Genomic DNA, 24,927 nt, shown 5'->3' on the forward strand with positions numbered 1-24,927 from the left:
TATAACGTACATATCGATCGTTATAATGAACAGGATGAGGGGAGTTGCCGATGGAAAATATGCAACTGATTTTGGCTTCTAATCTCCGAAGGATTAGAGAGGAGCGCAGGCTCAGCCTCGATAAGGTATCGGAACTGACAGGCGTGAGCAAGAGCATGTTGGGCCAGATCGAGCGCGGAGAATCAAACCCCACTCTCCAGACAGTTTGGAAAATAGCAAATGGACTGCGAGTATCGCTCACGGATCTTACCGAGGTTCCTAGGTCAGAAACGGTGGTCATCTCAAAAGAGGATATTTCTCCCATCATCAGCGATAACGGACTATTTCGGGTATATCCCGTTTTTCCTTTTGATGGGGAGACTAGATCTGAGATTTTGGCCATTGTCCTCGAGAAAGGAGCTTATTCTTGCTCCGAGGCCCACAACGCGAAAACTTTAGAATACGTTCTGGTCTTTGAGGGAGAGGTAACTATTATGGCAGGATCAGAAGAGTATGTCCTCAAAGCGGGGGAGGCCATCAAGTTCCGCGCGGATTGCACTCATTCCTACCATAATTCAGGTGATGGCGTAGCGCGATTTTGCAACGTGATGTTTTACCCGGAATAGCACTTAAAGCAGGGGAGGGAAAGACGTGAGCATAAGCGAAAGAACGGAAAGGATTCGGCAGGAGTATTTGAACAATAAGCCGTCCATCAGCTGCCTCAGAGCTGAAATTTGGACAAAGTCCCACAAGGAGACGGAAGGAGAGCCCATCTGCATCCGTCGGGCGAAGGCCTTCGCAGAGGCCTGCGATCAACTTCCTGCGTTGATTTTCCCTGACGAGCTCATAGTTGGAACGGCGGGAGAATTTCGCCGTACCGCCATCTTGACACCCGAGTTTTCCTGGATGTGGGTGGATAAAGAGATGGACGCCTTCGATAAACGACCCCAAGACCCTTACGTCATCACGGAAGAGCAGCGCAATTTTTTGCGGGAAGAAGTTTGGCCCTACTGGAAGGGAAATTCCCTGGAAGAAGCCTTTCTCAAGCGGGTTCCCGGGGAAACGGCAAAACTTTTAGTCGACACGGGAATTCTCGATAACGATTCAAAGTGGAGACAAGCCGTGGGCGAAATTACCCCTGACTACCAGGATGTCCTCTTCCCCAAGGGATTTAGAAAAATTCGGGAGGAGGCGAAAGTTAGGCGTGAGACTCTCAAGGCAGATTCGATTTCAAACATCGAAAAGATCGAATTTTACGAATCGGTAATCATTGCATGTGATGGAATTATGCGCCTGGCAAAGCGCTATTCGGATGCGGCCAAATCGCTTGCCGCCTGCGAGAAAGACGAGGGGCGAAAAGAAGAACTCCTTGCCATTGCTCGCATATGCAGTCGCGTTCCCGCCGATCCGCCTCGCACGTTTCATGAAGCGTGTCAGTTCGTGTGGTTTGTTCAGCTGGGCGGCATCATCTCGGAAAATCCCCTTGCCCTAAACCTCGGGCGCTTCGACCAATATATGCATCCCTTCTATGAAGCCGATGTAAAGGCTGGCCGTTTGGATCGCAAAAAGGCACAAGAGCTCGTGGAATGCCTCTGGCTTAAGCTTTCAGAGTGGGTGTGGACCATCTCCTCTAACACGGCCAATTACTTTGCCGGATATAACCAGTTTCAAAATCTAACCGTGGGTGGCCGAAAACGAGACGGAAGCGACGGCACCAATGAGTTATCTTATATTTGCCTGAAGGCCACGGAGAGCGTCAAGACCCATCAGCCGGGCTTGAGCGTACGAATTCATCCCGATTGCCCAGATGAATTCCTCATGGCCGTGGCCGAACTCGTGAGCAAGGGGTTGGGGTTTCCCGCCATCCATAGCGACAGAGCAGGATATGAGATGTTGTTGCAGATGGGGTACGATCCTGAAGATGCAAGGGATTGGAGCAATTGTGGTTGTGTCGTTCCCCATTTCAGAAAGACGGGAGAATGGACTTCCGCCGTTAACGTCAACTTTGGAGCAGCCTTAGAGTATGCATTAAATCAAGGGAGGAGTCGTCTGTCGGGCAAGCTTATGGGGTTACCGGAAAAACCTATAGAGGAGTTTGCCCATTTTGAGGAAGTGAAGGAAGCCTTTTTTAGACAACTTTCTAATTTAATAGAACATGCCGTGATAGGAACGGTCGTAGCCCAAAAAATTCATATGGAAATGGTCCCGCGCCCCTTTTTGTCAGCCTGCGTAGATGGATGTCTGAAAAAGGGAGCAGATCTCAGTAAGGGTGGGGCAAATTATAACATGGGGCCCGTGCTTACCGGGATCGGCCTTGGGGTAGTGGCCAATTCTCTGGCCGCAATAAAGAAACTTGTCTTTGAGGACAAAATTACATCTCTGGGAGAGCTCAACCTTGCCCTAGATAAAAATTGGGAGGGTTTCGAAGAATTGCGCAAGCAGGCTCTTGGCGTCCCTAAGTATGGAAATGACGATGATTATGTCGATTCTTTGGCTAGGGAAATTTCTGACTTTTATTTTAAAGAGACGCGAAAATACAAAGACGTCTTTGGTTCGCCCTTCAATACTGCCTTTATGGGCATATCAAACTACGTTCCCACAGGAAAAATTGTGGGGGCCCTTCCATGCGGCAGAAGGGCAAGGGAGCCTCTTTCGGAAGGGGTCTCTCCTTTTGCGGGAAGCGATGTGTCCACGCCCCTTGCAGTTATGCGCTCTGCTGCAAAAGTGAACCACGATCTTCATAGCGGCGGAACCCTTCTTAACCTCAGGCTTAATAAATCGTTGGTCGATACCCCAAGGGGACGCAGAAATTTAGCGGCCATGATCCAGGCATACTTTTCCCTCGGTGCTTTTCACGTTCAGTTTAACACCGTCTCCACGGAGGTGTTGAGGAAGGCACAGGCTCATCCGGAACAGTATCGGGATCTTCTCGTTCGAGTGGCAGGGTACAGCACCCAGTTTGTCAATCTCTCTCGAGAGATGCAGGATGCCATCATAGCCCGAACGGAGCATGGCTCCTATTAATTTTTAAGATGAAAGACAAAGAAATCTGCGTATCGCAGATACTTCATTTTACCATGAACGATGGAGAGGGCATCCGCTCCACGGTTTTCCTGAGCGGATGTCCTTTGCGGTGCCTTTGGTGTTGCAATCCCGAGACATGGACACCAGTTCCCAAGGAAAGCATGCTGCCTTCAGGGAAGCGCGAGATGATGGGTCGTTTTATGACGGTGGAAGAAATTGCTCGAGAACTTAAGCGCTATTTTATTTTCTATAGAGCTTCAGGCGGGGGCGTTACGTGGTCTGGGGGTGAACCGTTCTTTTTCCCCGAGTCGTTGCGCCTCTTAGTAAACGCCCTTTCACGCTTCGGCATTTCCCAGGCGGTAGAGACTTCCTGCTTTTTCAATTTGGAAGAGGTGGCAGATATAGTGGCAAAGCTGGACTTTATATTTGCTGACATTAAGCATATGGACTGCCTTGAACATAAGCGGCTTACGGGAGTGGAAAACAGCGTTATTCTCGACAATATCAGGCGCATTGGCGCTACGGGGATTGAGACGGTCATCCGCGTTCCCCTTATCAAAGACGTCAACGATAGCGAGGAAAATATAAGGCGCACTGCACGGTTTGTTTACCAACACATGACATGGAAGAAAATGGAGATGCTGCCGTACCATAATCTCGGGACGTTTAAGTATAGCTTGCTTGGGCTTGAGGAGTTTCGACATGATTTCAAGGCACCCTCTAAAGAGCATATACGCAGACTCGAAGAGATCATTGCCGAAGAAGGAGTGGAGGTTGTCCGCTTTAAATAAAATACGAAGACTGCCGAAAAAACAAATATACATAAAGAACACTTGATGTAGCTCATTTTTGTTCAGCCCCTATTTAAACTATAGTTTATTTACGGGAGATTCAGAGATTTTTTAAGCAGCCTCATATTTATTCTAAAAACCAAAGATAGGTTAAAGCTCGACAGTCGCTGTTTGAACGTTATCGGAGAATATAGATCGCTTTCTCTGTCGTTTTGTCATCAATCCTGTTATTGCTATAATAATCTAGATTATCCATCAGGTGAGTCTCAATAATTTAATAAATGAGGTTTACTGTCCATGAAAGACGTGGCAGGACACTATAAAGGCTACAAAGGTGCCGCCTTCGTCTTGTTATCCGCCTTCTTGTTCGGGCTTATCCCTATCCTTGCCCTCTTTGTCTATAAAAGTCGCGTCAGCGTTATGTCCCTTCACTTTGTGCGATTCACGATCGCATCTGTTGCGCTTTGCTTCTTGCTTTATATGCAAAGAGGAAAAGCAGCTCTGCAGGTGGGCAAAAGAAATTTACTTAAGTTATTTGTTCTTGGCGGCATCATGTTTACCCTAACGAGCTTTGGCTACTTCTCAAGCATTAAATATATACCGGCCTCGGTGGCAGCCCTCATCTTTTATTCGTATCCCGCTTTGGTGTCCGTCGGATCGTCCTTTGTCAACAAGGAACGTCTTTCGAGGCCTATTATCCTATCAATAATAATTTCCTTCCTTGGTCTTGTTTTTCTTTCCGGAAAGACTGCCATTTCCGTCAGCATGAAGGGCGTCTTGCTCGCCGGCTTGGCAGCTTTATCATATACATCTTATATCCTTTACGGAAATTTCATAATCAGGGATATCCCGTACCAGGTGACTGTGGCTTATGTCTGCCTGTTTTCTGCAGTGTCGTTCCTCATCCTCGGAATAGGTACACATAACTTGACCCTTCCGGGTGCTTGCTCTGCATGGATGTTGCTCTGCGTGATAGCCTTCGTCTCCCTTTTTGGCTTTCTATCCTTTTTCCTCGGGGTCATGCTGACCTCCCCGTCGATAGCTGCCATCTTAAGCATGGCAGAACCTCTCGTGACCGTCATCCTCTCGCTTTTAATATTCAAAGAAAGCTTAAGTGTGGCCCAATGTTTCGGAGGGCTTCTCGTGCTTATCGGGTCATTTCTGGCCCTAAAAGCCTCGGCCTCGCGGTAAATTATCATCGTCAAAAGCTTGAAAGCTATACGAATGCTAAAATCTGGGTCTTATATAGATTCCGAAAAATCCTTTATTTCAAGACACCCCCCAGAAGATCGATAGTTACATCCTTGTTGCCAAATATAAACAGTGTCGTAACATGCGCATCTTATACTTATTTCGGCAACACAAATTCGGTTTCAGGGGAGGTTAGGTTCGGTGAGAAAAGCAGTTACGGCAAGAAGGATTTTACTAAGCATGATCGTTTGTATGATATTGGCCATTCTAGTCATGCCTGCCAGAGCAAATGCCCAGCAGCTTAGCCTGAAGGAAATAGAGGAGCGCGCAAGGAAGGAAGGCATGATCGTAAGCGTTGGCATGCCCGATGCATGGGCTAACTGGAAGGATACGTGGCGCGATCTGGAGGTTAAATACGGCCTGAAGCATATCGACACCGACATGTCGAGCGCCGAGGAAATAGCCAAGTTCGATGCGGAAAAGAATAACCCTACAGCTGACATAGGAGACGTGGGCATGGCCTTTGGGCCGGTTGCAGTCGAGCGGAAAGTTACGCAACCTTACAAGACATCTTACTGGAAGGAAATACCAGATTGGGCCAAGGACAAAGATGGACACTGGATCGTGGGATATCTCGGTACTATGGCCGTCATCACGGACAAGTCCCAGGTTAAAAATCCCCCCAGGTCTTTCGAGGACATTAAAAGGGGAGATTACAAAGTCGCCATCGGAGATGTAACCAAGGCTGCCCAGGCTCAGATGGCGGTGCTTGCCACTGCGATTGCCCTTGGCGGAGATGAGAGCAATATTAAACCTGCAATAGACTTTTTTGCGTCGCTTGCCAAAGAGGGAAGGTTATTGCTTACCGACGTATTGCCGGCCAATTTCGAAAAGGGAGAGATACCCGTGGGATTTCTGTGGGACTTCAACGCCTTGGGTTATAGGGACCAAATAGACCCCAATCGGTTTGAGGTCAACATCCCCAAAGAAGGAAGCGTAGCGAGCGGTTACGCCACTATAATCAACAAATACGCCCCCCATCCTTTCGCAGCCATGCTCACCAGGGAATACATCTTAAGCGATGCCGGGCAGATCAACCTTGCAAAGGGCTACGCACGTCCGATAAGAAGCAGTGTAAAGCTTCCCGAGGAAGTGGCAAAAAAGATGATTCCCATGGAACAGTACGCAAAAGCGAGGCCTATTAAAGACTTCAAGGCATGGGAAAAGACGGCGAAGATGCTGCCTCAAATCTGGCAGGAACAAGTGTTGGTGTATCTTAGATAGCAGCCATGAATAAGGTAATTCTCGTAATAATAGACGGACTCAGGTGCGATGTGGCCTTTAAGGAAATGCGCTATATGGTCCGTTTGAGCAGGGAAGGCTTGGCAGCCAGATTTACCCTAAAGGCTGAAATGCCAAGCCTTTCCAAACCCTTATACGAGACGCTGCTTACGGGGATTCCTCCTTATATAAGCGGCGTGACCTCTAACGAATTTAAAGGAAGGTCGACTCAAAAAAGCATATTTCATCTGACTAAAGAAAAAGGGCTCATCAACGCGGCAGCGGCTTATTACTGGATCAGCGAGCTTTACAACTGCTATCCCTTCGATCCGCCGCTTCACCGCGAACAGGAGAAGGAAGATATGCCAATTCAATTCGGGAGGTTCTACTTTGAGGACGACTATCCCGATTCCCACCTCTTTGTCGATGGTGAAATACTTCGAAGAAAGTATAAGCCCGACTTTTTGCTGATACATCCCATGGGGGTCGATTACTTCGGGCATCTCTACGGAGGTTCATCAAGAGAGTATGCCAAAAAGACGTCGGAAACGGATGGGCTTTTAAGCAAGTACATTCCCTTATGGCTGGACGACGGCTATCAGGTGATCGTGACGGCCGATCACGGGATGGATGACTTCGGGAACCACGGAGGAGAAAGCAGCGAGGAGCGGGACGTGCCTCTTTTTCTCGTTGGCGACCGATTTACGTCGGTATGCTACGAACCTCCTTCGCAGCTTGGGATAGCGCCCTTGATCTGCAGGCTGCTTAAGATAAATCCGAGTAAGGCGATGAACTCTATCACTTCGCCGGCAACCATGGGGTGATTGTCGTGAGGGCGACGTGGGCGCAGATCAGTAAAAACCTCTGGCTTGCAGGCGCGCTTCTTCCATTGGCAGCAATGATCTTCGGATTCGAGCTGCTGCCAATTATGGGGATGCTCATTGACAGCTTTAGGGCAGACGACGGTAATGTTTGGACTTTGGGACAATATATCACCGCCTTAAAAAATCCATACTATCTGGTCGCCATCAAAAACAGCCTGCTCATATCGCTTCTTTCAAGTTTCATTGCAATAGTCGCAGCAGCCTTCGTCGCTTATTTCATAACGCGCCTTAAGCCGAAATCCCAGGAGGCGGTATTGACTTACGTAAATCTCACGGCAAATTTCGCAGGCGTCCCACTTGCCTTTGCCTACATAATCATGCTCGGCAACAGCGGTCTTTTTACGATCCTATTCCAAAGGTGGGGGTTGGATATATTTTCGGAATTCGACCTCTACAGCTGGAGCGGCTTGGTCCTAGTTTACGTTTATTTTCAGCTGCCCTTAGCCATACTTCTGCTTTATCCGATCTACTTCGAGATAAAAGAGCAATGGCGGGAGGCCGCACATCTGCTTGGGGCTTCAGATATGCAGTTCTGGCTTCAGGTTGGCCTTCCCGTCATTATGCCGGGGCTTGTCGGGACCTTTAGCATCCTCTTTGCCAACGCCATGGGAGCCTATGCCACGGCCTACGCCTTGGTCGGAGGCAATTACAACCTCCTTTCCGTCAGGATTGGCGCGCTGATATCGGGAGATGTATACGCACGCCCTCATCTTGCAAGCGCGCTGGCCATGCTTCTCGCCTTGAGCCTCATCGCAGCCATGCTTACAAACGAATACATGATGAGGCGGGTCAGGAGGGATTTAAAATGAAGGAAAAGAAAGCACTTCATCGCTTCGCCATAGCTTTGATGTTTCTATATTTGTTCATGCCTTTGATAGCAACCTTCCTATATTCGATTGCCACCGACTGGTACGATACCGTCCTGCCCAAGGGGTTGACTTTCTCTTGGTATGTGAAACTCTTCCAGGATGTACGTTTCGTAGCGGCTTTGGGGCGAACGCTCTTTGCCTGCTCCGTCGCGGTAGGTTTAAACATTGCCGTGATGGTCGTATCTCTTTTCATCGTCTCTCTTTATCTTCCAAAGTTAGAGCGATTCCTTCAGGCTTTCGTCATGCTTCCCTACGCCATACCTGGAGTAATTGGTGCCGTAGGGCTGATCAAGGTCTATTCCTCCGGACCTTTGGCAATTTCCGGGACAGTCTGGTTATTGATAGGAGCCTACTTCGTCGTCATACTTCCCTATACATATCAGGGGACGAGAAACAGCATGAGGACGGTAGACCTTCCTCAACTCGTCAGCGCAGCCGAGCTTTTGGGGGCTTCCAAGCCTAAAGCCTTCTTTAAGGTTGTACTGCCAAATATACTTCCAGGGGTCATGGTATCCGCCCTCCTTTCTTTCTCCGTGCTTTTCGGCGAGTTCGTTTTGACAAACCTCTTGGTAGGCGGATACTACGAAACCGTCCAGATATACCTGATGAGGCGAATGAGGGAAAGCGGCCATCTGTCCAGTGCCGTCGTGATAAGCTACTACCTTTTCGTCTTCTGCCTTTCATGGATTGCGTTAAAGTTGGGCCAAAACTTCAAAAACGGCAATTTTGATAACTTAAGGGGGAAGAAATATGAGTTACCTCATTATAGATAAAGTTACAAAGAAATTCGACGGAATGGTAGTCTTGGACGAGATAAGCCTAGCCGTCGAAAGGGGAGAGCTGGTAACACTGCTGGGGCCTTCGGGCTGCGGCAAGAGCACGTTGCTTCGCTGCATCGCAGGGTTAAATGAGGTCGATGGCGGTCGCATACTTTTAAACGACAGGGATATCACCTACCTTGCACCGAGAAAGAGAGGAGTGGGAATGGTATTTCAGTCCTACGCCCTTTTTCCGAACATGACCGTCTATGAAAATATAGCATTTGGGCTAAAAATGCAGGGCCTTAAAGGCGACCGTATTGCAGCAAGAGTTAGGGAGATGATCGACCTCGTGGGGTTGGCCGGCAAAGAGGGATCTTATCCAAGAGAGCTTTCCGGCGGCCAGCAACAGAGGGTAGCCCTCGCTAGGTCAATGATCGTGGAGCCCGACGTGCTGCTTCTTGACGAGCCCTTCAACGCACTGGATGCCAAGATAAGAAAGACGCTCCAGATGGAGCTTAAAAATATACAGAAAAAATCCGGCATGACCATGATCTTTGTCACCCATGACCAGGAAGAGGCTTTGACGATTTCAGACAGGATATTCGTGATAAACGAAGGTAGGGTGGCGCAATCCGGCAAGCCTTTGGAGATATACAGCCAACCAGCAAACGAGTTCGTGGCGAGGTTCATAGGAAACTTCAACGTCCTTAAAGGGGAGGAATTTGAACAACTCGTAGGAGAACCCCTTTTCACCGGCAAGAGCTTAGCTATAAGGCCGGAGGTGATCAAGCTTTCCTTGAATGGCGAAAACGGAAAAGGCCATAATGGCTCCTGGAGAATTAAAGGCAAGGTCGTCGGCGTCTTTCTCAAAGGAAATATACTGCGCTATCGGGTTAGATCGAAAGATTCCATCCTAGACGTAGACGTCTTAAATAACAGCATGGACTGTAGTATAAATTACGATACATGGGTAGATCTTGTTATTCCAAAGGACGAAGTTAAGGTTCTTAACCTATAAAATATTTATTTAGGCCAGGGATCTCTGAGGCGCCTTTTTGCCCACTGGTCGGCTCTTGCTTCGCGTTCCAGAATGAGCTTTTGCCAATCTTCCTTGGTACGTATGTCCTTAGGGATACTTTCTCTGTCATGTCCCAGCTTTAAATGAGCTATCTCATGAAGAAGCAGGAACCTGAAAAGCTCAGCCGGCGCGATGTCGCGGTTTCCCCAACGTCTGTAGTAATCTTCGGGATCGAAACTTTGAAGCATCTCCACCCAAGCTTCGCCGTCTGAAGTTATGGTGACCCGCGCGAACATATCGGCGCCAAGGTATTCCCTAAAGATGAGCTTTACCCCCCAGCTATGAGCAAGTTTTTCAAGCCAGGCCCTTTCACTCGAATCCAGCCTTAGCATGCTTTTCTCTCGCCTGCCGTATCGCTCAAAGACATTTACGATCGCTCCCGTCGGCACAGGTTTTGTTCATTAATTATATTACCACCACTCTGTCGGTCACAAGGTGTCGCTATAATATATTATTAGCATAAAAGGCTGGTCAGCTGTAATTACGTCGACGAGATAATATTGTGGGTACCCGGTTACAGCTAGCTGAGAAGATACGCATTTGTCACATATTTACAACATGTATAACAAATTTCGCAATTTGTAATGATGTATAATACACTACGAATCGCAAATGTTCATACATGTGCTATAGGAGGATATGTCAACTTGAAAACCTTTTATCGTTCGGTATTTATTTCCGATACGCACCTGGGAAGCAGGTGGTGTCAGGCGCAAAAATTGGTTTCCTTTCTTAAAAATGTTAGGTGCGAGCGCCTTTACCTAGTTGGCGACCTTCTTGAAAGCAAAAAAGCAATGAAGACGTCTTCCTGGTCAAGCTCTCAAATCGAGGTTTTCAATCAAATACACTTGAAATCGCTTGAGGGACGTGTAGTTTACGTCCCAGGTAATCACGATTACTGCATGAGGGATTTCATAGGGCGTCAATTTGGCAACCTGGAAGTTCAGCCTCATGCAGTTCATAGGACCGCGGATGGTAAGCGCATGCTGGTCCTTCATGGCGACCAATTCGATAAAGCCGTGAGCTTAAGCCCCTGGGTTACCAGGCTGGGAGATTTGGCTTACAACGGAGCGCTTTGGCTTAATTTATGGGTAAATAAATTGCGCCATTGGCTTGGGATGAGCTATTGGCCAATCTCGCAGTTTTTGAAACACGAGGTAAAGACCTTCATACAGATGCTTTCGGCATTCGAAAAGCTGTTACAGAGGGAAGCTAAAAGGCACCGCTGTGACGGCGTAATTTGCGGTCATATCCATAGACCGGCCATCAACCATATGGGTGATGTGCTCTACGTAAATTGTGGCGACTGGGTAGAGAGCTGCTCTGCAGTAGTCGAACATGAAGACGGCAGCTTCGAGATCTTATATCGACGCGACGTCAAAAAGCCCTCATTTGAAGCAAAAGCTCCATTTAAGGTGACATATCCTGCCTTCAGCGAGCCTATCCCGCTGGGCCTCGTGTCCATGCTCGCAGAATAAGCGCATGCCAGGACGTCTTGATTGACATCTAATGGCCCCCTCTTTATAATTGACTGCAAAATAAACCTAGGGTTAATTTTATTCTTTGCTGAAACCTTTGTTAATGATCTCTTAGGAGGATATGTGCGCTATGCGAAGGAAGGGTTGCGGCAGAGATAGGGAGGGAGAAGTGTAAGGTGACCATCAAAAGCATACTTGTCTTGGGCTCTGGCCCCATAAAGATAGGCCAGGCTGCGGAGTTCGACTATGCGGGAAGCCAGGCCTGCAAGGCACTTCACGAGGAAGGTTACCGCGTGATACTGCTCAACAGCAACCCCGCTACAATACAAACCGACACTGCGATGGCCGACATCGTTTACATAAAACCACTTACGGCCAAAACCGTGGAGGCCATAGTCAAAGAGCATCACCCCAAAGGAGTCATAGCAACATTGGGCGGGCAAACCGCCCTTAATTTATGCGTAGAGTGCGAAGAGAAGGGTATATGGCGTGAATTTGGCGTCAAGGTCCTGGGCACCCCGACATCCGCTATAAAGACCGCTGAGGGGCGCGAGAGCTTTAAGGAGCTCATGAAAAAAATCGGCCAGCCCGTTCCTGCAAGTGTTTCCGCATCTTCCGTAGATGAAGCGTTGGGGTTTGCCGGCAGCAATCGATATCCATTGATAATCCGGCCAGATTATACCTTGGGCGGCACCGGCGGAGGTGTGGCAAAAAAAGAGGAAGAGCTGAAAATCAAGGCAAAGGAAGGCCTTGAGGCTTCACCAGTCCATAAAATTCTGGTGGAGGAGTACCTGTCGGGGTGGAGGGAGTTCGAGTTCGAGGTCATGAGGGATAGCGCCGGAAATGCCCTATGTGTCTGCGGCATGGAAAACGTCGATCCCATGGGAATTCACACGGGAGACAGCATCGTCGTCTCTCCCATCGTGACACTTTCAGACTTCCAACGAAACCGCTTGCGCTCTGCCGCTTTGGCGATAGTTGAGGCTTTGGACGTACGCGGTGCCTGCAACGTGCAGTTTGCCCTTTCACCCGACGGCGATTCCTATTACGTCATAGAGGTAAACCCCCGCGCCAGCAGGTCAAGCGCCCTGGCAAGCAAGGCCACGGGATACCCCATAGCGAGGATAGCTGCAAAGATTGCCGTGGGCAAAGGCCTGGCGGAACTTCCAAACCCCATCACGGGAAAGGGCAACGCCTTGTCGGAGCCCAAGCTTGATTATATCGTAGTCAAGTACCCCCGCTGGCCCTTTGAAAAGTTTCCAACCGCCAATATACAACTTGGGACGCAGATGAAGTCCACCGGTGAGGTCATGGCAATAGGAAGTTCCTTTATACATGCCCTTCTTAAGGCCTTCCGTTCATTGGATGCACCTTCGCCCCTCACCGACAAATGCTTTAAAAAGGCCACGAAAGACGAGCTGTGGCAGCACTGCACACTTCCCACCCACAGGCGCATGGGCGCTATCCTGGAACTTTTAAGGCGGGGCAAAAAGGCAGAGGAAATTTCGGGCGCTACGGCAATACATCCCTATTTTATAAAACAGCTTCAACAGATCATCTCGATAGAAAAAAGGCTAAAAACCGGACTTACCCGAGATGTCTTGACAGAAGCCAAAGGTGCGGGATTTAGCGACGAGGATATCGCCTGCATCTGCGAAAAACCGACCGGAGAAATAGCGGGCCTGCGCCAGGGCTACAACATCGAGATAAAGCACAGAAAGGTGGGAGGAGAGGCCTCCCTATCGGGATATTTCTATGGCGTTTACGAAGATGATGTCCCTCCAGTCGCTTCTCCGGCGAAAGCTCGTTCAATCATCGTTTTAGGTTCAGGCCCCATTAGGATAGCCCAAGGGGTTGAGTTTGATTATTGCTGCGTAAAGGCCGTTGAAAGCCTGCGGCGCAGGGGCTTTAGGGCCGTAATGGCAAATAATAACCCCGAGACGGTCAGCACCGATCACGATATTTCGGACGCCCTCTACTTTGAGCCCCTTCACGTCGAAGACGTTAGGGCCATTCTGAAGCGCGAAAGGGCCGAAGGGTTTTTCTGCTCCTTCGGAGGACAGACGTCGCTGAAGTTGGGCCTTTCCTTGGCCGAAGAAGGCTATAACATGTTTGGCACCGGCGCCTCGGCGATCGTGGAGGCCGAGGATAGGGGGCGTTTTTGCGATATACTGCACAAGCTTGACATACCCTATCCCCCTGGAGAGGCTGCGAGGGATTTGAAGGAGGCCGTGGATATCGCCGAAGGGTTGGGCTTTCCGGTGATGATAAGGCCAAGTTTCGTCATAGGCGGAGTCGATATGCAGGTGGTTTACGAAATGGATGACTTTAGAAGGCTTGCCTCCCTTGCCTTTTCCCATGCCCCCGGCGTCGCCCTTTTGATCGATCGTTTCCTTCAGGGCAAGGAGTTCGAGGCCGATGCCGTCTGCGACGGAAAGGACGTGCTAATCCCAGGCATCTTCGAACACTTGGACCCAGCCGGTGTGCATTCCGGCGATTCCATAGCCCTTTTTCCTGATTTTTCCCTTTTGCCGCAGGAAAAAGGCGAGGTGCTTCATATAGTTTCAGCCCTTTCTGAAGCATTAAGCGTCAAGGGGCTCTTTAACGTACAATTCGTCCGCCACGACGGCAAGCTTTTCGTAATAGAGGCAAACCCGCGTGCCAGCCGAACCGTCCCCATAGCAAGCAAACTGACGGAAATTCCAATGGTAGACCTGGCCGTCGGCGTTGCCTTGGGAGAAAGCCTTAAAGACGCTGGTTACGGGCTTGGCATTTTGGATTACAAAGGCCCGCTGGGGGTAAAGGTCCCGGTCTTTTCCACTGAGAAGCTCCCAGGAGCAGACAGCAGGCTCGGTCCGCAGATGCAGTCGACGGGAGAGTCTTTAGGCGTTGGGGAGACCTTTGCCGAGGCTTTAAGGGAAGCCCTGCAGGGCGCAGGATGGAAGATACCGGAGAAGGGCAACATCCTTTTCAGCGTCAGAGATGACCAAAAGTCCTTACTTGCTCCTGTAGCCTCGATATTTTACAATCTCGGATGGGAAATTTACGCTACACCAGGCACGGCAGCGGCGCTAAAGAAATGGGGGTTGCCCTCAAGAGAAGTACCCAAGGGAGCGGAGCTTATCTCGGCCATTCGTTCTAACATGTTCGACGTCATAGTAAACATCCCCTCCCTCCGGGCAAATACGCTGAAGGACGGCTATGCCATGAGAAGGGCGGCCATTGAATCTCAAGTGCTTTGCCTTCATACGCTGGAGGCAGCTCAGGCCGTAGGCTCATCGCTTACGGGCAGAAACCATACTTAACTTAATATATGCCGATAGATTATCGTTAGTCACATAGGCGCGATATCTTCTTATACAAACAGCTGTATTCGTAGGTCATCTTCTTTAAAGCCAAGGCGGGAAAGATATCGCGCAGCGGTATGTCCTTATCGGCAGTGCCCTCTGTCTTCCAATCAACGACGATGATCTTGTCTCCCTTGGACTTGCTTTGGCGCACCAAAAAGTTTGCCGGGTTGGCCCAGTCGTAGATCACCAGTTTGTGGCTTACGAGAAAATCGTAAAGTTCCCTTAAAAGTTCAAGGGCATGCCTTGCCTTGTCCGGGTTTTCTTTGACGAAAACGTCGATCGGTTTAGAAAACGAACCGTCCTCGTTGCAGACGCGCTCGACCACCAGCCCCGGCCCCAGGTTTGTCATCGCTATGCCAAAACATCTTGGGGCGTGCTCGTAAAAAGCTTCTCCTATTCTGAGTGCCGTAGAACGGTATACCCTTGCCTCTTCGCGGTTTGACCAAAAATCAATGAGCCAGGGCATTAAAATCCTCTCCAAGCGCTTCCTTGGAGAAACGCGATAGCCTTCTTTCCAGAGCCTATCGATTTTGATGCAAAGGCGGGGATCCTTGGGATGAACGAAGGTGTCCCTCTTGCTTCCGCTGTGAATTAAAAGGTCAGAGCTTAAGCGTATGATCTCTTTTGGAAAAAAGCGCGGTTGCAGGGGCTTTCTTTTAAAAAGAAACGGCAAAAGATCGGCAAAAAAGTACTTATAGCTATCCTTGGGGAGAAAGGCGTTCATCCAAATCTTGAGCGCTTTCCTGCGGATCTTTTTTACCTTGCTGTATTGACCTTCCGCTTCATAAATTCCTGCCAAAAGATCCAAGTATACGACCAAATCGGGGTGGTTGCGGCCAAGCTCTTTTGTTGCCCTATACAGGGCCTTTTCGGCTTCGGACAAGGCTTTATCATATTTGCAGTTTTGGATCAATTTAACGACGTTTGCGACTTCATCGGAATACACTTACCCCTTCCCCCCTGAACCTACAAATGCGTCTCATAGGGCCATGATGGTACTGCGCCAGCTTAAGTATAATATCAAAATAGACTTAATATGTCTCACGTATTCCATTTCATTAAGCGGCCCCCTCACGAAAAGCTTGACTTGAAGTGGACTCAAAGTGATAAGCTATTTAAAATAATATAAAAATTACGAGAGCAGGAGGAAAAGGTATATGAAAAAACTCGGCTTTGGACTAATGAGACTGCCCCTGATTGATCCCGAGAACCCCGAGAGCATAGATCAGGATCAGTTGAATAGGATGGTAGATATCTTCCTTGAGAGGGGATTTACCTACTTCGATACAGCCTATCTTTACCATCAGGGAAAAAGCGAAGTAGCAATAAGAAAGGCATTGGTTGAAAGGTATACCAGGGACAGCTTCACTTTAACCGACAAACTGCCCACCTGGATTGCCACTAAATACGAGGATTACGAGGCTATTTTTGAGGAGCAGCTCGAAAGGTGCGGTGTAACATATTTCGATTACTATCTCCTTCACAGCCTGGACGTAAAACGCTATGCCGAGACTTCGGAGCTTGGCGGGTTTGAATTCGTAAAAAAGCTTAAAGAGCAGGGCAAGATCAGGCACATCGGCATCTCCTTTCACGATAAGGCTACCCTGCTGGACCAGATACTAATGGAGCATCCCGAGATAGAATACGTGCAGCTTCAGATAAACTATCTGGATTGGGATAGCGAACTCATACAGTCGGGCAAATGTTACGAGGTGGCAACCAGGCACAAAAAGCCCGTTATAGTTATGGAGCCCGTCAAGGGAGGATATCTTGCCAACGTACCTGCCGAGGCAGTTAAGCTGTTTAAGGGCTACCATCCCGACCTAAGCGTCGCCTCCTGGGCAATACGGTTTGCCGCTTCCCTAGAAAACGTCTTCATGGTCTTAAGCGGCATGAGCAGCTTCGAGCAAATGGTAGACAACGTAAGCGTCATGGAAAACTTTGTACCATTGAACGATGATGAAAAAAGGATCATAAAAGAGGCCGTAGAGATAATACGAAAGAACGTCGTCATACCCTGCACGGCATGCAGATATTGCGTCGACGGCTGTCCCAGGCATATAGCAATACCGGAGTACTTTGCCATATATAACGAGCGCAAGACCTTTGGACCTACGCCCGTACAGGTATCCTATTACAACAATCTAACCAAGGAACATGGCAAGGCCTCAGACTGCATAGCCTGCGGCCAGTGCGAGGAGCATTGCCCTCAACACATAAAGATTATCGATGCCCTAAAAGACGTTTGCAAGGAACTTGAGGCGGAAGATTGACAATCTTAACATAGCGGTGTTCACGTAACACCGCTATTTATTATTTATAAATTTTGCTTTATCAAGCAATTTCAACAAATAATTGGTTATCCTGTCCCGAAAAGCTCGGGTTTAAGTTTTTTTAGGAAATACAGCGATACCAAAAAGGCGAAACCCGAAGAGACCGGCTGGCACCACCAGATGCCGTTAATCCCGAAGATGCTGTTTAAAAGCACTGCCAACGGGTAACGAATCAAGATGTTTCTGATTACCTGGGTGAATAAATTGTAGTGGGTATGGCCTGCCCCTTGAAACAGGCCTCCTATGACGATGGTCAGGGCAATTACTGGGTATGCGGTCGTCGAGGCTCGAATGGAAGCGGTGGAGTAAGCTAAAGTGAGCGCCTCAGGCTTGAAAACCGCAAGAAAAACGTAGGGGAAAAGGTATAATACAATACCTACGGCAGACATCAGGATAAAGGACCACTTGGCTGTGAATATAAAGCCCTCCTTTACCCTGTCATATGCACCTCTGCCCAGGTTGTAGGCCACAAAGGGAACTAAGGCTGTATTAAATCCAAAGACGAACAAAAAGGCTATGTCCTCTATTCGGTTGCCAAGCGTCCATCCGCTTATGGCAGCCTCTCCGTACTTGGCAAGCATCCTGTTTAGCAGCGCAGCCCCCACGGAAAAGCTTATCTGAGAAAGCGAAAGCGGAAGCCCTATTGTAATTACGCTGCGCCATGTAGGAATGGTGTTTCTTGTGATATTAAACTTGGGTTTTATCTGGCTGTACTGCCTCAATTTGGCTACGGAATAAATTAGCGTCAACGACCTTCCGATCAACGTGGCAAGCGAAGCCCCTCCTATCGCCATCCCGAACGTGAACATGAGCAGGGGATCTAAAAAAATATTGGCGAGGTTTCCTATGAGCAAGGCGTACATCGGTACCGTAGCATTGCCCTGGCTCCTGTAGACTGCGTCCAACACCAACGTCCAGGCGGCCACCGGAAACGACCAGACCTGCCAAAATAGGTACTTATCTATATGGACCAAGGCTTCGGGACTTGCCCCCATATATGAAAAAAACAAGGTCTTTACGCTTGGGACAAGCAGGGCACAGGGAAGAAGGGAGAGCAAAAAAACCAGCGAAAGAGTTGCATTGGCGAGATAGCGGCCTCTGTGAAGCCTCCCCATCCCCAAATTTCTGCTTATCAGGGTAGTCGCTCCAATGGTACATCCGCTCATGAGGGCATACTCGACGAAGATGACGGGAAGCATCAGCGACATCCCTGCCAAGGGAACTGTCCCTAGCCAGGCGATGAACATGGTATCGACTATGTGAAAGACCGTATGAGCAAACATTGTGATAACAGAGGGTATAGCCAGGCTCCAGAGCACCTTTGAAACGGGGTCGTGGCCCATATCTACTGTCTTTGTCATCTTCATATTTTTATTCTCCTAGGCGGTGCTCCAGGATGGCGTCGAGTATCCTCGCGAGCATCGCTGTGTCGCGCGGATCGAGCTTTCGTCCTTTGTACCAAATTTCCGTCCCTTCATCCGATAACAGGTCGTCGAGATAGACCTTGGATTGTTTTCTTTGTGCCTCATCAAGCAACGAAGAAAGGTCAGTACCCAAAGCATCGGCCAGCTTTCTCATCAATTCAAGTGAGCCTGTTCTTTTGTTGCTCTCCAATGCCTGTATGTAGCCGGGACTCACCCCGACCATCGTGGCAAGCTCACGTTGCGTCAAACCACGTAAATGCCTCAGCCTTTTTATCCTCACGCCCAAACTCATCCATATTCGCTCCTCGTAGTATATATGCCTTTATAATAGCATCAACGGTATGCCTCATGCCAAGGTGCATGATGTTGTATGCAACGACAAATTTTACACACCCTGTCAGCCTTGACTAATTGCCGTATATTGCTCATAATTATTTTAAGCTAAAAAAGATAGGTGATGCTAATGTCAGGCTTAACGCCAAGAAAAGAAGATTATTTAAAGACAATATTTAAGCTTAGCGAAAGAAACAAGGCCGTCCGCGTTAAAGACATCGCTCAGGTCATGGGCGTGAGGGCACCAACCGTAGTTGGCATCATCGCCATGTTAAAAGAAGATGGCTACGTCAATCAAGAACCTTACGGCTACCTTGAGCTGACGGATATGGGCAGGGAGAAGGCCAAGGCTTTAATCCAAAGGGAGCAGCTCATAAACAGATTCTTTGAATACGTACTTGAACTTCCCAGCAAGGAAGCCAAGGAGAACGCATGCGCCATCGAACATTACATATCGCCCAGCTGCCTTGATCGCTTCGTAGCCTTTATCGAGTTTCTGCACACATGCCCTTACGACAAACCCAAGTTTTTGGAACACTTCAGACAGTTCGTGAGCACAGGCAATGGCTCTGCATGTGTGACCTGTTGTTCCTGTGATATGTATAAAAAAGACGAGGGCTCGAATTAGCCTCCTTTCCCAGGTGTAATTCCCTTTTGTTTTCATTTTGCAGTCATGTGTATTATACTAATGTCGAACATTGCCCAAGGAAAGGAGATCGGTTTTTGCGAAAATTTCTTCCCTTAATTGTGATCATGTCGTTCATCCTCGTCAGCGCTGGTTTTTTTAGCATCAAGGCATCGACACAGGACGTAGATAATTTGTTTGCCGCAAAGCAATGGAAGGCCCTGGACGAATACTTCAAGACGCACGGCAATTCCCTTTCACCCAGAGAGTTATCGGTTTACGCCAATGCACTGTGGTTTCAAAACAGGTACGATGAAGCCCTGCAAATTCTGCTCAAGATACAGGATAAATTCCCTCCCTCCGTAAAGCCCTATGGCGAATTTTACACGGCGTTAGCCTTCGAACGGACCAACAAAAAAGAGGAAGCAAGGACGTTGCTTTACAAGCTGTGGCCCGTGTCTCCTCAGTTGCTTCGTTTCTACGTGTCCTACGGGCTGTTTAGGACCGAAGCAGGTGAAGAAAGGGAAAAGTGGGCAAGGGCCATGCTGTCATCTGCCATGGACGACAGCCAAAAGCTTCAGGCCCTTACTGCTTTGTTCTCTTTAAATTCTGCAGGCATAGATGAAGCATGCACGCTGCTCGACATAAAGCCCCTACATCAGGATGCCTTGAAGCTGCTAAAAAACCTTCCCCTTGACAGCGATCCTCGCATACCCTTCTACTTGGGGTATGCGGCCTTTTTAAACGGAAACTACAGGGAAGCCGACGCGCTACTCAAGAAAATCAGCCAAAACTCGCCTCACTGGCAGAAGGCTTACTACTACAGGGCTTATTCAAATTACAAGCTTAAAAACTACGACACGGCGGCCATGCTTTGGGGAAAGCTCGCGTCGGATAACACCAGCTTTTCCGTTTCCTCCGTCGGTAGGCTTGCCACCTTGGCCGATAATGGCAACGTGCTGGCGTTGGACATCTTGAAGGAAGTGGCTGGTTCAAAGAGCAAATCGGCTAGAGCGGCACTTTATCATTTGATGCGTTACTATGAAAATATAGGCGACAGTGCAACAGCTCAAGCCCTGTCCGCACGCATCCTGTCCGAAGAAAACGACATTTATTCTACGAAGATCCTGTGGCAAATGGGGTGGAAGGCCTGGAAGCAAAAGGATGCACCGCAAGCGGCTGAATATTTTATGCGCGCAGCCACCGGCGTCGAAGATGATCTGTGGGCCTCAAGGACCCTTTATTGGGCATCCCGAGCTTACGATCAGGCAGGTGATACAAAGCAGGCCGAGGCCTTGAAAAACAAGCTAAAGATAAATTATCCCCTTACATATTACGGCTTACTTGTAAATGATCTGGGCGGCAAAATACAGGGCGACCTCCCCAAGGCTTTCAAGAGCAAGCCAAGCCAGATGGAGGAATGGGGCTTCGTGTTTTGGGAAAGCAGGATATTGTCCCAAAGGCCCGATCCTTCCTCTCGCTATAGGGCATCGCAGCTTCTCAGGTGGCTTGGGAACTATGACATGGCCTACAATGTCGCCAGGCCACTTGAATCGTATATCAGGGGGGACAAATCCATATCGAGAAAGCTTTTGGAGACCTTATACCCTAGGCCCTACGAGCCCGAGGTGCGCCGCTCGTGCAAGGAGTTTGAAGTCGATCCCCATGTGGTGTGGGCAATAATGAGACAGGAAAGCGCCTTTAATTCCAACGCGACAAGCTGGGTAGGGGCAAGCGGATTGATGCAGCTCATGCCTGCGACGGCCAAAGACGAGGCAAATAAGTTAAAGCTCAAGGATTTCGACCTATATTCCCCCGAGACCAACATACGGCTGGGCGTCGCTCACTTTTCATGGCTTTTGGGGAGGCTAAAGAGGCTGCCCCTTGCGCTTGCTGCTTATAACGCCGGAATTGGGAACGTATCGCGGTGGTTGCCCAACGAAGACAACTTTGACATTACGGAATGGATCGAAGAGATACCTTTCAATGAAACCCTGACTTACGTGCGAAAGGTCCTGGCCAACTACGAGGTCTACAGCGCTTTATACGGCGACAAAATATGAAGAGGAGTTGTGGAAGGATGAGCTGTGATCGGCATTACACCAGTGAAGTTCAGAAGGTATGGGAAACGTTAAAAAGCTTGGGGTATGGCGGTCAAATATTGGTGAGCGATCAGACGATCTTTACGGTCGAAGATGCTTCTAAGGCCATAGGAGTCCCCGAGGAACAAATACTTAAAAGCCTTATCTTCTTGGTGGACGACGAGCCGGTGTTGGTGCTCATGAGCGGATCCAACAAGGTCGACATAAAAAAGGTTAAAAAGGCCTTGGGGGCACGAAAGGTCAAGATGGCCGGTCCGGAGTACATCGAGGAAAACTTCGGCTATAAGGTCGGAGGCGTGCCTCCTGTTGGTTACGATACTAAGATGAGGGCATTGATCGACGAAGATGTCCGAAAGTACGAAATCCTCTGGGCTGCTGCCGGCAACGATCATGCCTTCTTTCCCGTATCGCCGGATGAACTTGTAGCGCTTACGGGCGGTTTAGTCTGCGACCTCAAAAAGCAGTGAGCTGCGTTGGATCCTAAAGCCCAGGTCTTAAAATTCCTCCGAAACTTGAGAAATCATGAAATATACGGAGAAAGACGCCATAAAATATGGTATTATTGTTAGCAGGTTAGATTAGTTGCCGCCAAATTTCATTGAAATTATTTGAACTAAACGGCTTTTTTGGTACAATGAAATCGAAGGTCAAGAAAGATCAAAAATGAGGAGGTGACCTGTCATGAGGAGGTCAGATTTACCCGAAAGAAGAGAGCGTGGACCTTGGTGGAATCCCTGGTGGATGGGCATAGATAAATTACAGGAGGAGATAAGCAGAGTGTTTGACGAATTTTCCAACAGATTTATGCCGCCCGTGTTGGGTGGAGGCGCAATTTCGGTTGACGTGTATCGCAAGGACGGAAACGTCATAGTGGAAGCCGAGCTGCCCGGCTTGGATCCTAAGGATGTCGATATAAAGGTTTACGAGGATAAAGTGATCTTAAGGGCGGAGAAGGGCGCAAGCCGCGAGGTAGAATCCGAGGAAGTCATTAGGTCCGAGCGCTACTACGGGAAGATATCCAGGATCATCTCGCTTCCCGTGGAGGTAATACCTGAAAAGGCAAAGGCCAAATTCAAAAACGGGCTTCTGACGATCACCATACCTGAAAAGGAACCTGAAGAGGAAGGCGGCTATCGCATTAACATCGAGATGGAAGATTAGGAAAGAGCAATAAGGGGAAACTTTTCCTTAAATAAGATCATCAAGTAAGCAATAACCCCCCTTCGCCCTCAGTTTTAAAGATATGATCAAGAGGGTGGAGGGGGTTCTTCATGCCTTAAGAGATAAACCATGTTCGTTAAGCTGGCTGAGAATGTTGTTATTAATTATTAATTGAGATGATAATAGACATGCAAGAATACCATCGCCTTAATCTAAATTGCTGTAAGCTAATCACTCAACTTATCTTTATAGGCCAAATAGTAAAACACGGCCACAAATAAAACTCCCCCTACGATATTTCCCAAAGTGACGGGGATGATGTTGTTCATAAATCCCTTTAAGGACAATACGTTTAAGGCTTGATCGGTTAAACCGGCTTGAGCGATCAGCGCCTCGTTATGTCGAAGCAGGATGCCGATCGTCATGAAATACATGTTTGCGATGCTGTGCTCGAACCCCGAGGCCACGAAGGCCATTATGGGGAAAAATATCGAAAATATTTTGCTCGCTACATCTTCTGCCGCCATGGACATCCACACTGCCAACACCACAAGCCAGTTGCAGAGTATTCCCCTAAAAAGGGCAGGACCAAACGCTAAGGCCATCTTATTCGAGGCGATCTTCAAGGCATTTGCCCCCACAAGCTCGCTTGCCAGCCCTGAATAAAAGATTAAGTAGGCAAGAAGGATCGAGCCGATGAGGTTGGAAAAATATACAAAGATCCAATTTTTTGCCACCGCCCCAGGCGTGACGCACCCTTTCATGATTCCTATCGGTATAAGGCAATTGCCCGTAAAGAGCTCGCCCCCGGCTATGACTACAAGCATTAACCCGACCGTAAAAGATGCACCGCCCAGCAACTTAGACAGGCCAATCCCTGCATATTTGCTTAAGTCCTGTGTTACGACGGTATAAAGAAATCCGCCAATGCCTATATAGGCACCTGCTAAAATTCCAAGCAAAAGCATTTGGTAGAACTTTAAGCTGCACTTTGCCACTGCTACGGAACAGGCACTGTTTGTTACCTCAGCCGGCGACTTGAAGCTCATGGAAAATCCCCCTTTATTCGAAATTTCTTGCTTTAAAATTTATAGCATCTCTAAAGGGCATTGTCGATCCTGCCTCGGAAAGGCTGTATAATCATTGGGCGATTCGTTTTGGGAGGGATATCGTTAGGATGGTTAGCGACAAGTTGCTATGCTGGCAGATCGTGTTCATTACGTCGCTGGTGATCTCAAACGTGGTATCGGGCAAGCTTGTGTTGCTCTTTGACGTCTTTTTGGTCCCATCGGCAGTTATAGCTTACTCCATAACATTTCTGTCGACGGATATCATTAACGAGCTGTACGGGCAAAGGGAAGCTCAAAAGATAGTGAGATACGGACTGATGGCTCAGATATTGGCGTGCATCTTGATATATATTGCGATGATCTTGCCCGTGGCTCCTTTCATGCCGGACATGCAAAAGGCCTTCGAGGCATTGCTGGGCCAAAACATAAGGTTTGTCATTGCCAGTCTGACTGCTTACTACATCTCGCAGACCAACGACATATATTCGTTTAACTGGCTCAAGAAACTAACTGGGAAAAAATATAAGTGGATCAGAAACAGCGTATCGACTGTATTGTCTCAAATATTGGATACTGCCATTTTCATAACCATATCCTTTTATGGAGTGGTTCCCAATATATGGCAGATGATAGTGTCGCAATACACCGTAAAGGTGATAATCACGATCATTGACATTCCGTTCTTTTATTATTTTACACGAGAAAAGGGGAGATGATGTTTTGGAGAAGGAATTTAAGGCACTAGGTAAACCCATAAGGACGCCGCTAAGGGAGCTTGATACTTTCCCTAAACCACCGGACGTCGATATGGTCGTCATGGAAAGCGACGAGGTCACAAGCTTGTGTCCCATTACAGGGCAACCTGACTTTGAGACAGTGATAATAGAATACAAGCCAGACAAGCTCTGCATAGAAAGTAAAAGCCTGAAGTTATATTTTTGGAGCTTTAGAGAAGAAGGCCACTTCTGCGAGGCCTTGGCCTCCAAGATCTTACACGATGTGCAAAAGGCATGTAGCCCCCTGTGGTGCAAGGTAACGGTTATCCAAAAACCTCGTGGCGGCATAAAGATAAAAGCCGAGGCCGTGGCAGGTGAAATGCCCAGGCAGTGCTAAAAGGAGTAACAATCATAACAACCTTAATATGATTACCCTGTTAGGTCAATTAATCCTGCTCTGCTATGATCGTGAGCTTT

Annotated in this window: 23 protein-coding genes; 18 read left to right on the plus strand and 5 right to left on the minus strand. The window is 48.4% G+C overall.

All coding sequences use genetic code 11. The features are described from left to right. Positions 1-50: 50 nt before the first annotated feature. The 9 genes from BUQ78_RS00085 to BUQ78_RS00125 all read left to right on the plus strand — a co-directional run bounded on the left by BUQ78_RS00085 (position 51) and on the right by BUQ78_RS00125 (position 9,798). Positions 51-605, plus strand: a complete 555-nt coding sequence (locus tag BUQ78_RS00085; RefSeq protein ID WP_074198894.1) for a helix-turn-helix domain-containing protein — start codon at positions 51-53, stop codon at positions 603-605. A 25-nt stretch (positions 606-630) separates the two neighbouring features. Further along, on the plus strand, positions 631-3,003 hold the full coding sequence (locus BUQ78_RS00090) for a glycyl radical protein (RefSeq protein ID WP_074198895.1): 2,373 nt from the start codon (positions 631-633) through the stop codon (positions 3,001-3,003). A gap of 8 nt (positions 3,004-3,011) precedes the next feature. Next, a complete protein-coding gene (locus BUQ78_RS00095) occupies positions 3,012-3,794 on the plus strand; it encodes a glycyl-radical enzyme activating protein (protein ID WP_074198896.1) in 783 nt (260 codons plus the stop codon). A gap of 297 nt (positions 3,795-4,091) precedes the next feature. Next, positions 4,092-4,985: a DMT family transporter gene (locus BUQ78_RS00100; protein WP_074198897.1), complete on the plus strand. Its 894-nt coding sequence runs from the start codon at positions 4,092-4,094 to the stop codon at positions 4,983-4,985. Between the two features lie 201 nt (positions 4,986-5,186). After that, a complete protein-coding gene (locus BUQ78_RS00105; RefSeq protein ID WP_074198898.1) occupies positions 5,187-6,269 on the plus strand; it encodes an ABC transporter substrate-binding protein in 1,083 nt (360 codons plus the stop codon). A 5-nt stretch (positions 6,270-6,274) separates the two neighbouring features. Beyond that, positions 6,275-7,090, plus strand: coding sequence for an alkaline phosphatase family protein (locus BUQ78_RS00110; protein ID WP_074198899.1), 816 nt, complete (start codon positions 6,275-6,277; stop codon positions 7,088-7,090). A gap of 5 nt (positions 7,091-7,095) precedes the next feature. Continuing rightward, a complete protein-coding gene (locus BUQ78_RS00115; protein ID WP_318259400.1) occupies positions 7,096-7,959 on the plus strand; it encodes an ABC transporter permease in 864 nt (287 codons plus the stop codon). Beyond that, the gene (locus BUQ78_RS00120; protein WP_074198900.1) at positions 7,956-8,792 is read left to right on the plus strand and encodes an ABC transporter permease; all 837 of its coding nucleotides are present in this window, start codon (positions 7,956-7,958) and stop codon (positions 8,790-8,792) included. Before BUQ78_RS00115 ends, BUQ78_RS00120 begins: the two co-directional genes overlap by 4 nt. Further along, entirely contained in the window at positions 8,770-9,798 is a 1,029-nt protein-coding gene (locus BUQ78_RS00125) for an ABC transporter ATP-binding protein (RefSeq protein ID WP_074198901.1), read from the plus strand. The genes BUQ78_RS00120 and BUQ78_RS00125 overlap by 23 nt, the downstream gene beginning before the upstream one ends. A 5-nt stretch (positions 9,799-9,803) precedes the next feature. Here BUQ78_RS00125 and BUQ78_RS00130 read toward each other — a convergent pair whose 3' ends face one another. Continuing rightward, complete coding sequence (locus BUQ78_RS00130) at positions 9,804-10,247, minus strand: ImmA/IrrE family metallo-endopeptidase (RefSeq protein ID WP_318259401.1); 444 nt, start codon at positions 10,245-10,247, stop codon at positions 9,804-9,806. A 258-nt stretch (positions 10,248-10,505) separates the two neighbouring features. On the opposite strand from BUQ78_RS00130, the gene BUQ78_RS00135 reads away from it, so the two are divergent. After that, positions 10,506-11,336, plus strand: coding sequence for a UDP-2,3-diacylglucosamine diphosphatase (locus BUQ78_RS00135; RefSeq protein ID WP_159432084.1), 831 nt, complete (start codon positions 10,506-10,508; stop codon positions 11,334-11,336). 176 nt (positions 11,337-11,512) lie between these two features. Beyond that, a complete protein-coding gene (gene carB, locus BUQ78_RS00140) occupies positions 11,513-14,641 on the plus strand; it encodes a carbamoyl-phosphate synthase large subunit (protein ID WP_074198903.1) in 3,129 nt (1,042 codons plus the stop codon). A gap of 25 nt (positions 14,642-14,666) precedes the next feature. Here carB and BUQ78_RS00145 read toward each other — a convergent pair whose 3' ends face one another. Further along, a complete protein-coding gene (locus tag BUQ78_RS00145; RefSeq protein WP_074198904.1) occupies positions 14,667-15,632 on the minus strand; it encodes a YrbL family protein in 966 nt (321 codons plus the stop codon). 211 nt (positions 15,633-15,843) lie between these two features. Between BUQ78_RS00145 and BUQ78_RS00150 the strand changes: the two genes are divergently transcribed. Then, positions 15,844-16,959, plus strand: a complete 1,116-nt coding sequence (locus BUQ78_RS00150) for an aldo/keto reductase (protein ID WP_074198905.1) — start codon at positions 15,844-15,846, stop codon at positions 16,957-16,959. A gap of 86 nt (positions 16,960-17,045) precedes the next feature. On the opposite strand, the gene BUQ78_RS00155 is transcribed toward BUQ78_RS00150, so the two are convergent. Both BUQ78_RS00155 and BUQ78_RS00160 read right to left on the minus strand, forming a co-directional pair. Next, complete coding sequence (locus tag BUQ78_RS00155; RefSeq protein WP_318259402.1) at positions 17,046-18,386, minus strand: MATE family efflux transporter; 1,341 nt, start codon at positions 18,384-18,386, stop codon at positions 17,046-17,048. 4 nt (positions 18,387-18,390) lie between these two features. After that, positions 18,391-18,735 carry a helix-turn-helix domain-containing protein gene (locus BUQ78_RS00160; RefSeq protein WP_014806927.1) on the minus strand — a complete coding sequence of 115 codons (345 nt, stop codon included), beginning with the start codon at positions 18,733-18,735 and terminating at the stop codon, positions 18,391-18,393. Between the two features lie 171 nt (positions 18,736-18,906). Here BUQ78_RS00160 and BUQ78_RS00165 point away from each other — a divergent pair, with 171 nt between their 5' ends. The 4 genes from BUQ78_RS00165 (at position 18,907) to BUQ78_RS00180 (ending at position 22,664) form a co-directional block, all read left to right on the plus strand. Further along, a complete protein-coding gene (locus BUQ78_RS00165; RefSeq protein WP_074198906.1) occupies positions 18,907-19,404 on the plus strand; it encodes a metal-dependent transcriptional regulator in 498 nt (165 codons plus the stop codon). Positions 19,405-19,499: 95 nt separating this feature from the next. Then, complete coding sequence (locus BUQ78_RS00170) at positions 19,500-21,464, plus strand: lytic transglycosylase domain-containing protein (RefSeq protein WP_074198907.1); 1,965 nt, start codon at positions 19,500-19,502, stop codon at positions 21,462-21,464. A gap of 17 nt (positions 21,465-21,481) precedes the next feature. Continuing rightward, the gene (locus BUQ78_RS00175) at positions 21,482-21,970 is read left to right on the plus strand and encodes a YbaK/EbsC family protein (protein WP_074198908.1); all 489 of its coding nucleotides are present in this window, start codon (positions 21,482-21,484) and stop codon (positions 21,968-21,970) included. A gap of 214 nt (positions 21,971-22,184) precedes the next feature. Continuing rightward, entirely contained in the window at positions 22,185-22,664 is a 480-nt protein-coding gene (locus BUQ78_RS00180) for an Hsp20/alpha crystallin family protein (RefSeq protein WP_014806923.1), read from the plus strand. Positions 22,665-22,891: 227 nt separating this feature from the next. Here BUQ78_RS00180 and BUQ78_RS00185 read toward each other — a convergent pair whose 3' ends face one another. Next, positions 22,892-23,713: a formate/nitrite transporter family protein gene (locus BUQ78_RS00185; protein WP_074198909.1), complete on the minus strand. Its 822-nt coding sequence runs from the start codon at positions 23,711-23,713 to the stop codon at positions 22,892-22,894. 128 nt (positions 23,714-23,841) lie between these two features. Between BUQ78_RS00185 and BUQ78_RS00190 the strand changes: the two genes are divergently transcribed. Both BUQ78_RS00190 and queF read left to right on the plus strand, forming a co-directional pair. After that, entirely contained in the window at positions 23,842-24,450 is a 609-nt protein-coding gene (locus BUQ78_RS00190; RefSeq protein WP_014806921.1) for a queuosine precursor transporter, read from the plus strand. A gap of 4 nt (positions 24,451-24,454) precedes the next feature. Beyond that, entirely contained in the window at positions 24,455-24,847 is a 393-nt protein-coding gene (gene queF / locus BUQ78_RS00195; RefSeq protein WP_014806920.1) for a preQ(1) synthase, read from the plus strand. Positions 24,848-24,927: the final 80 nt, after the last annotated feature.

The organism is Acetomicrobium flavidum (assembly GCF_900129645.1).
In the GTDB taxonomy this organism is placed as follows: domain Bacteria; phylum Synergistota; class Synergistia; order Synergistales; family Acetomicrobiaceae; genus Acetomicrobium; species Acetomicrobium flavidum.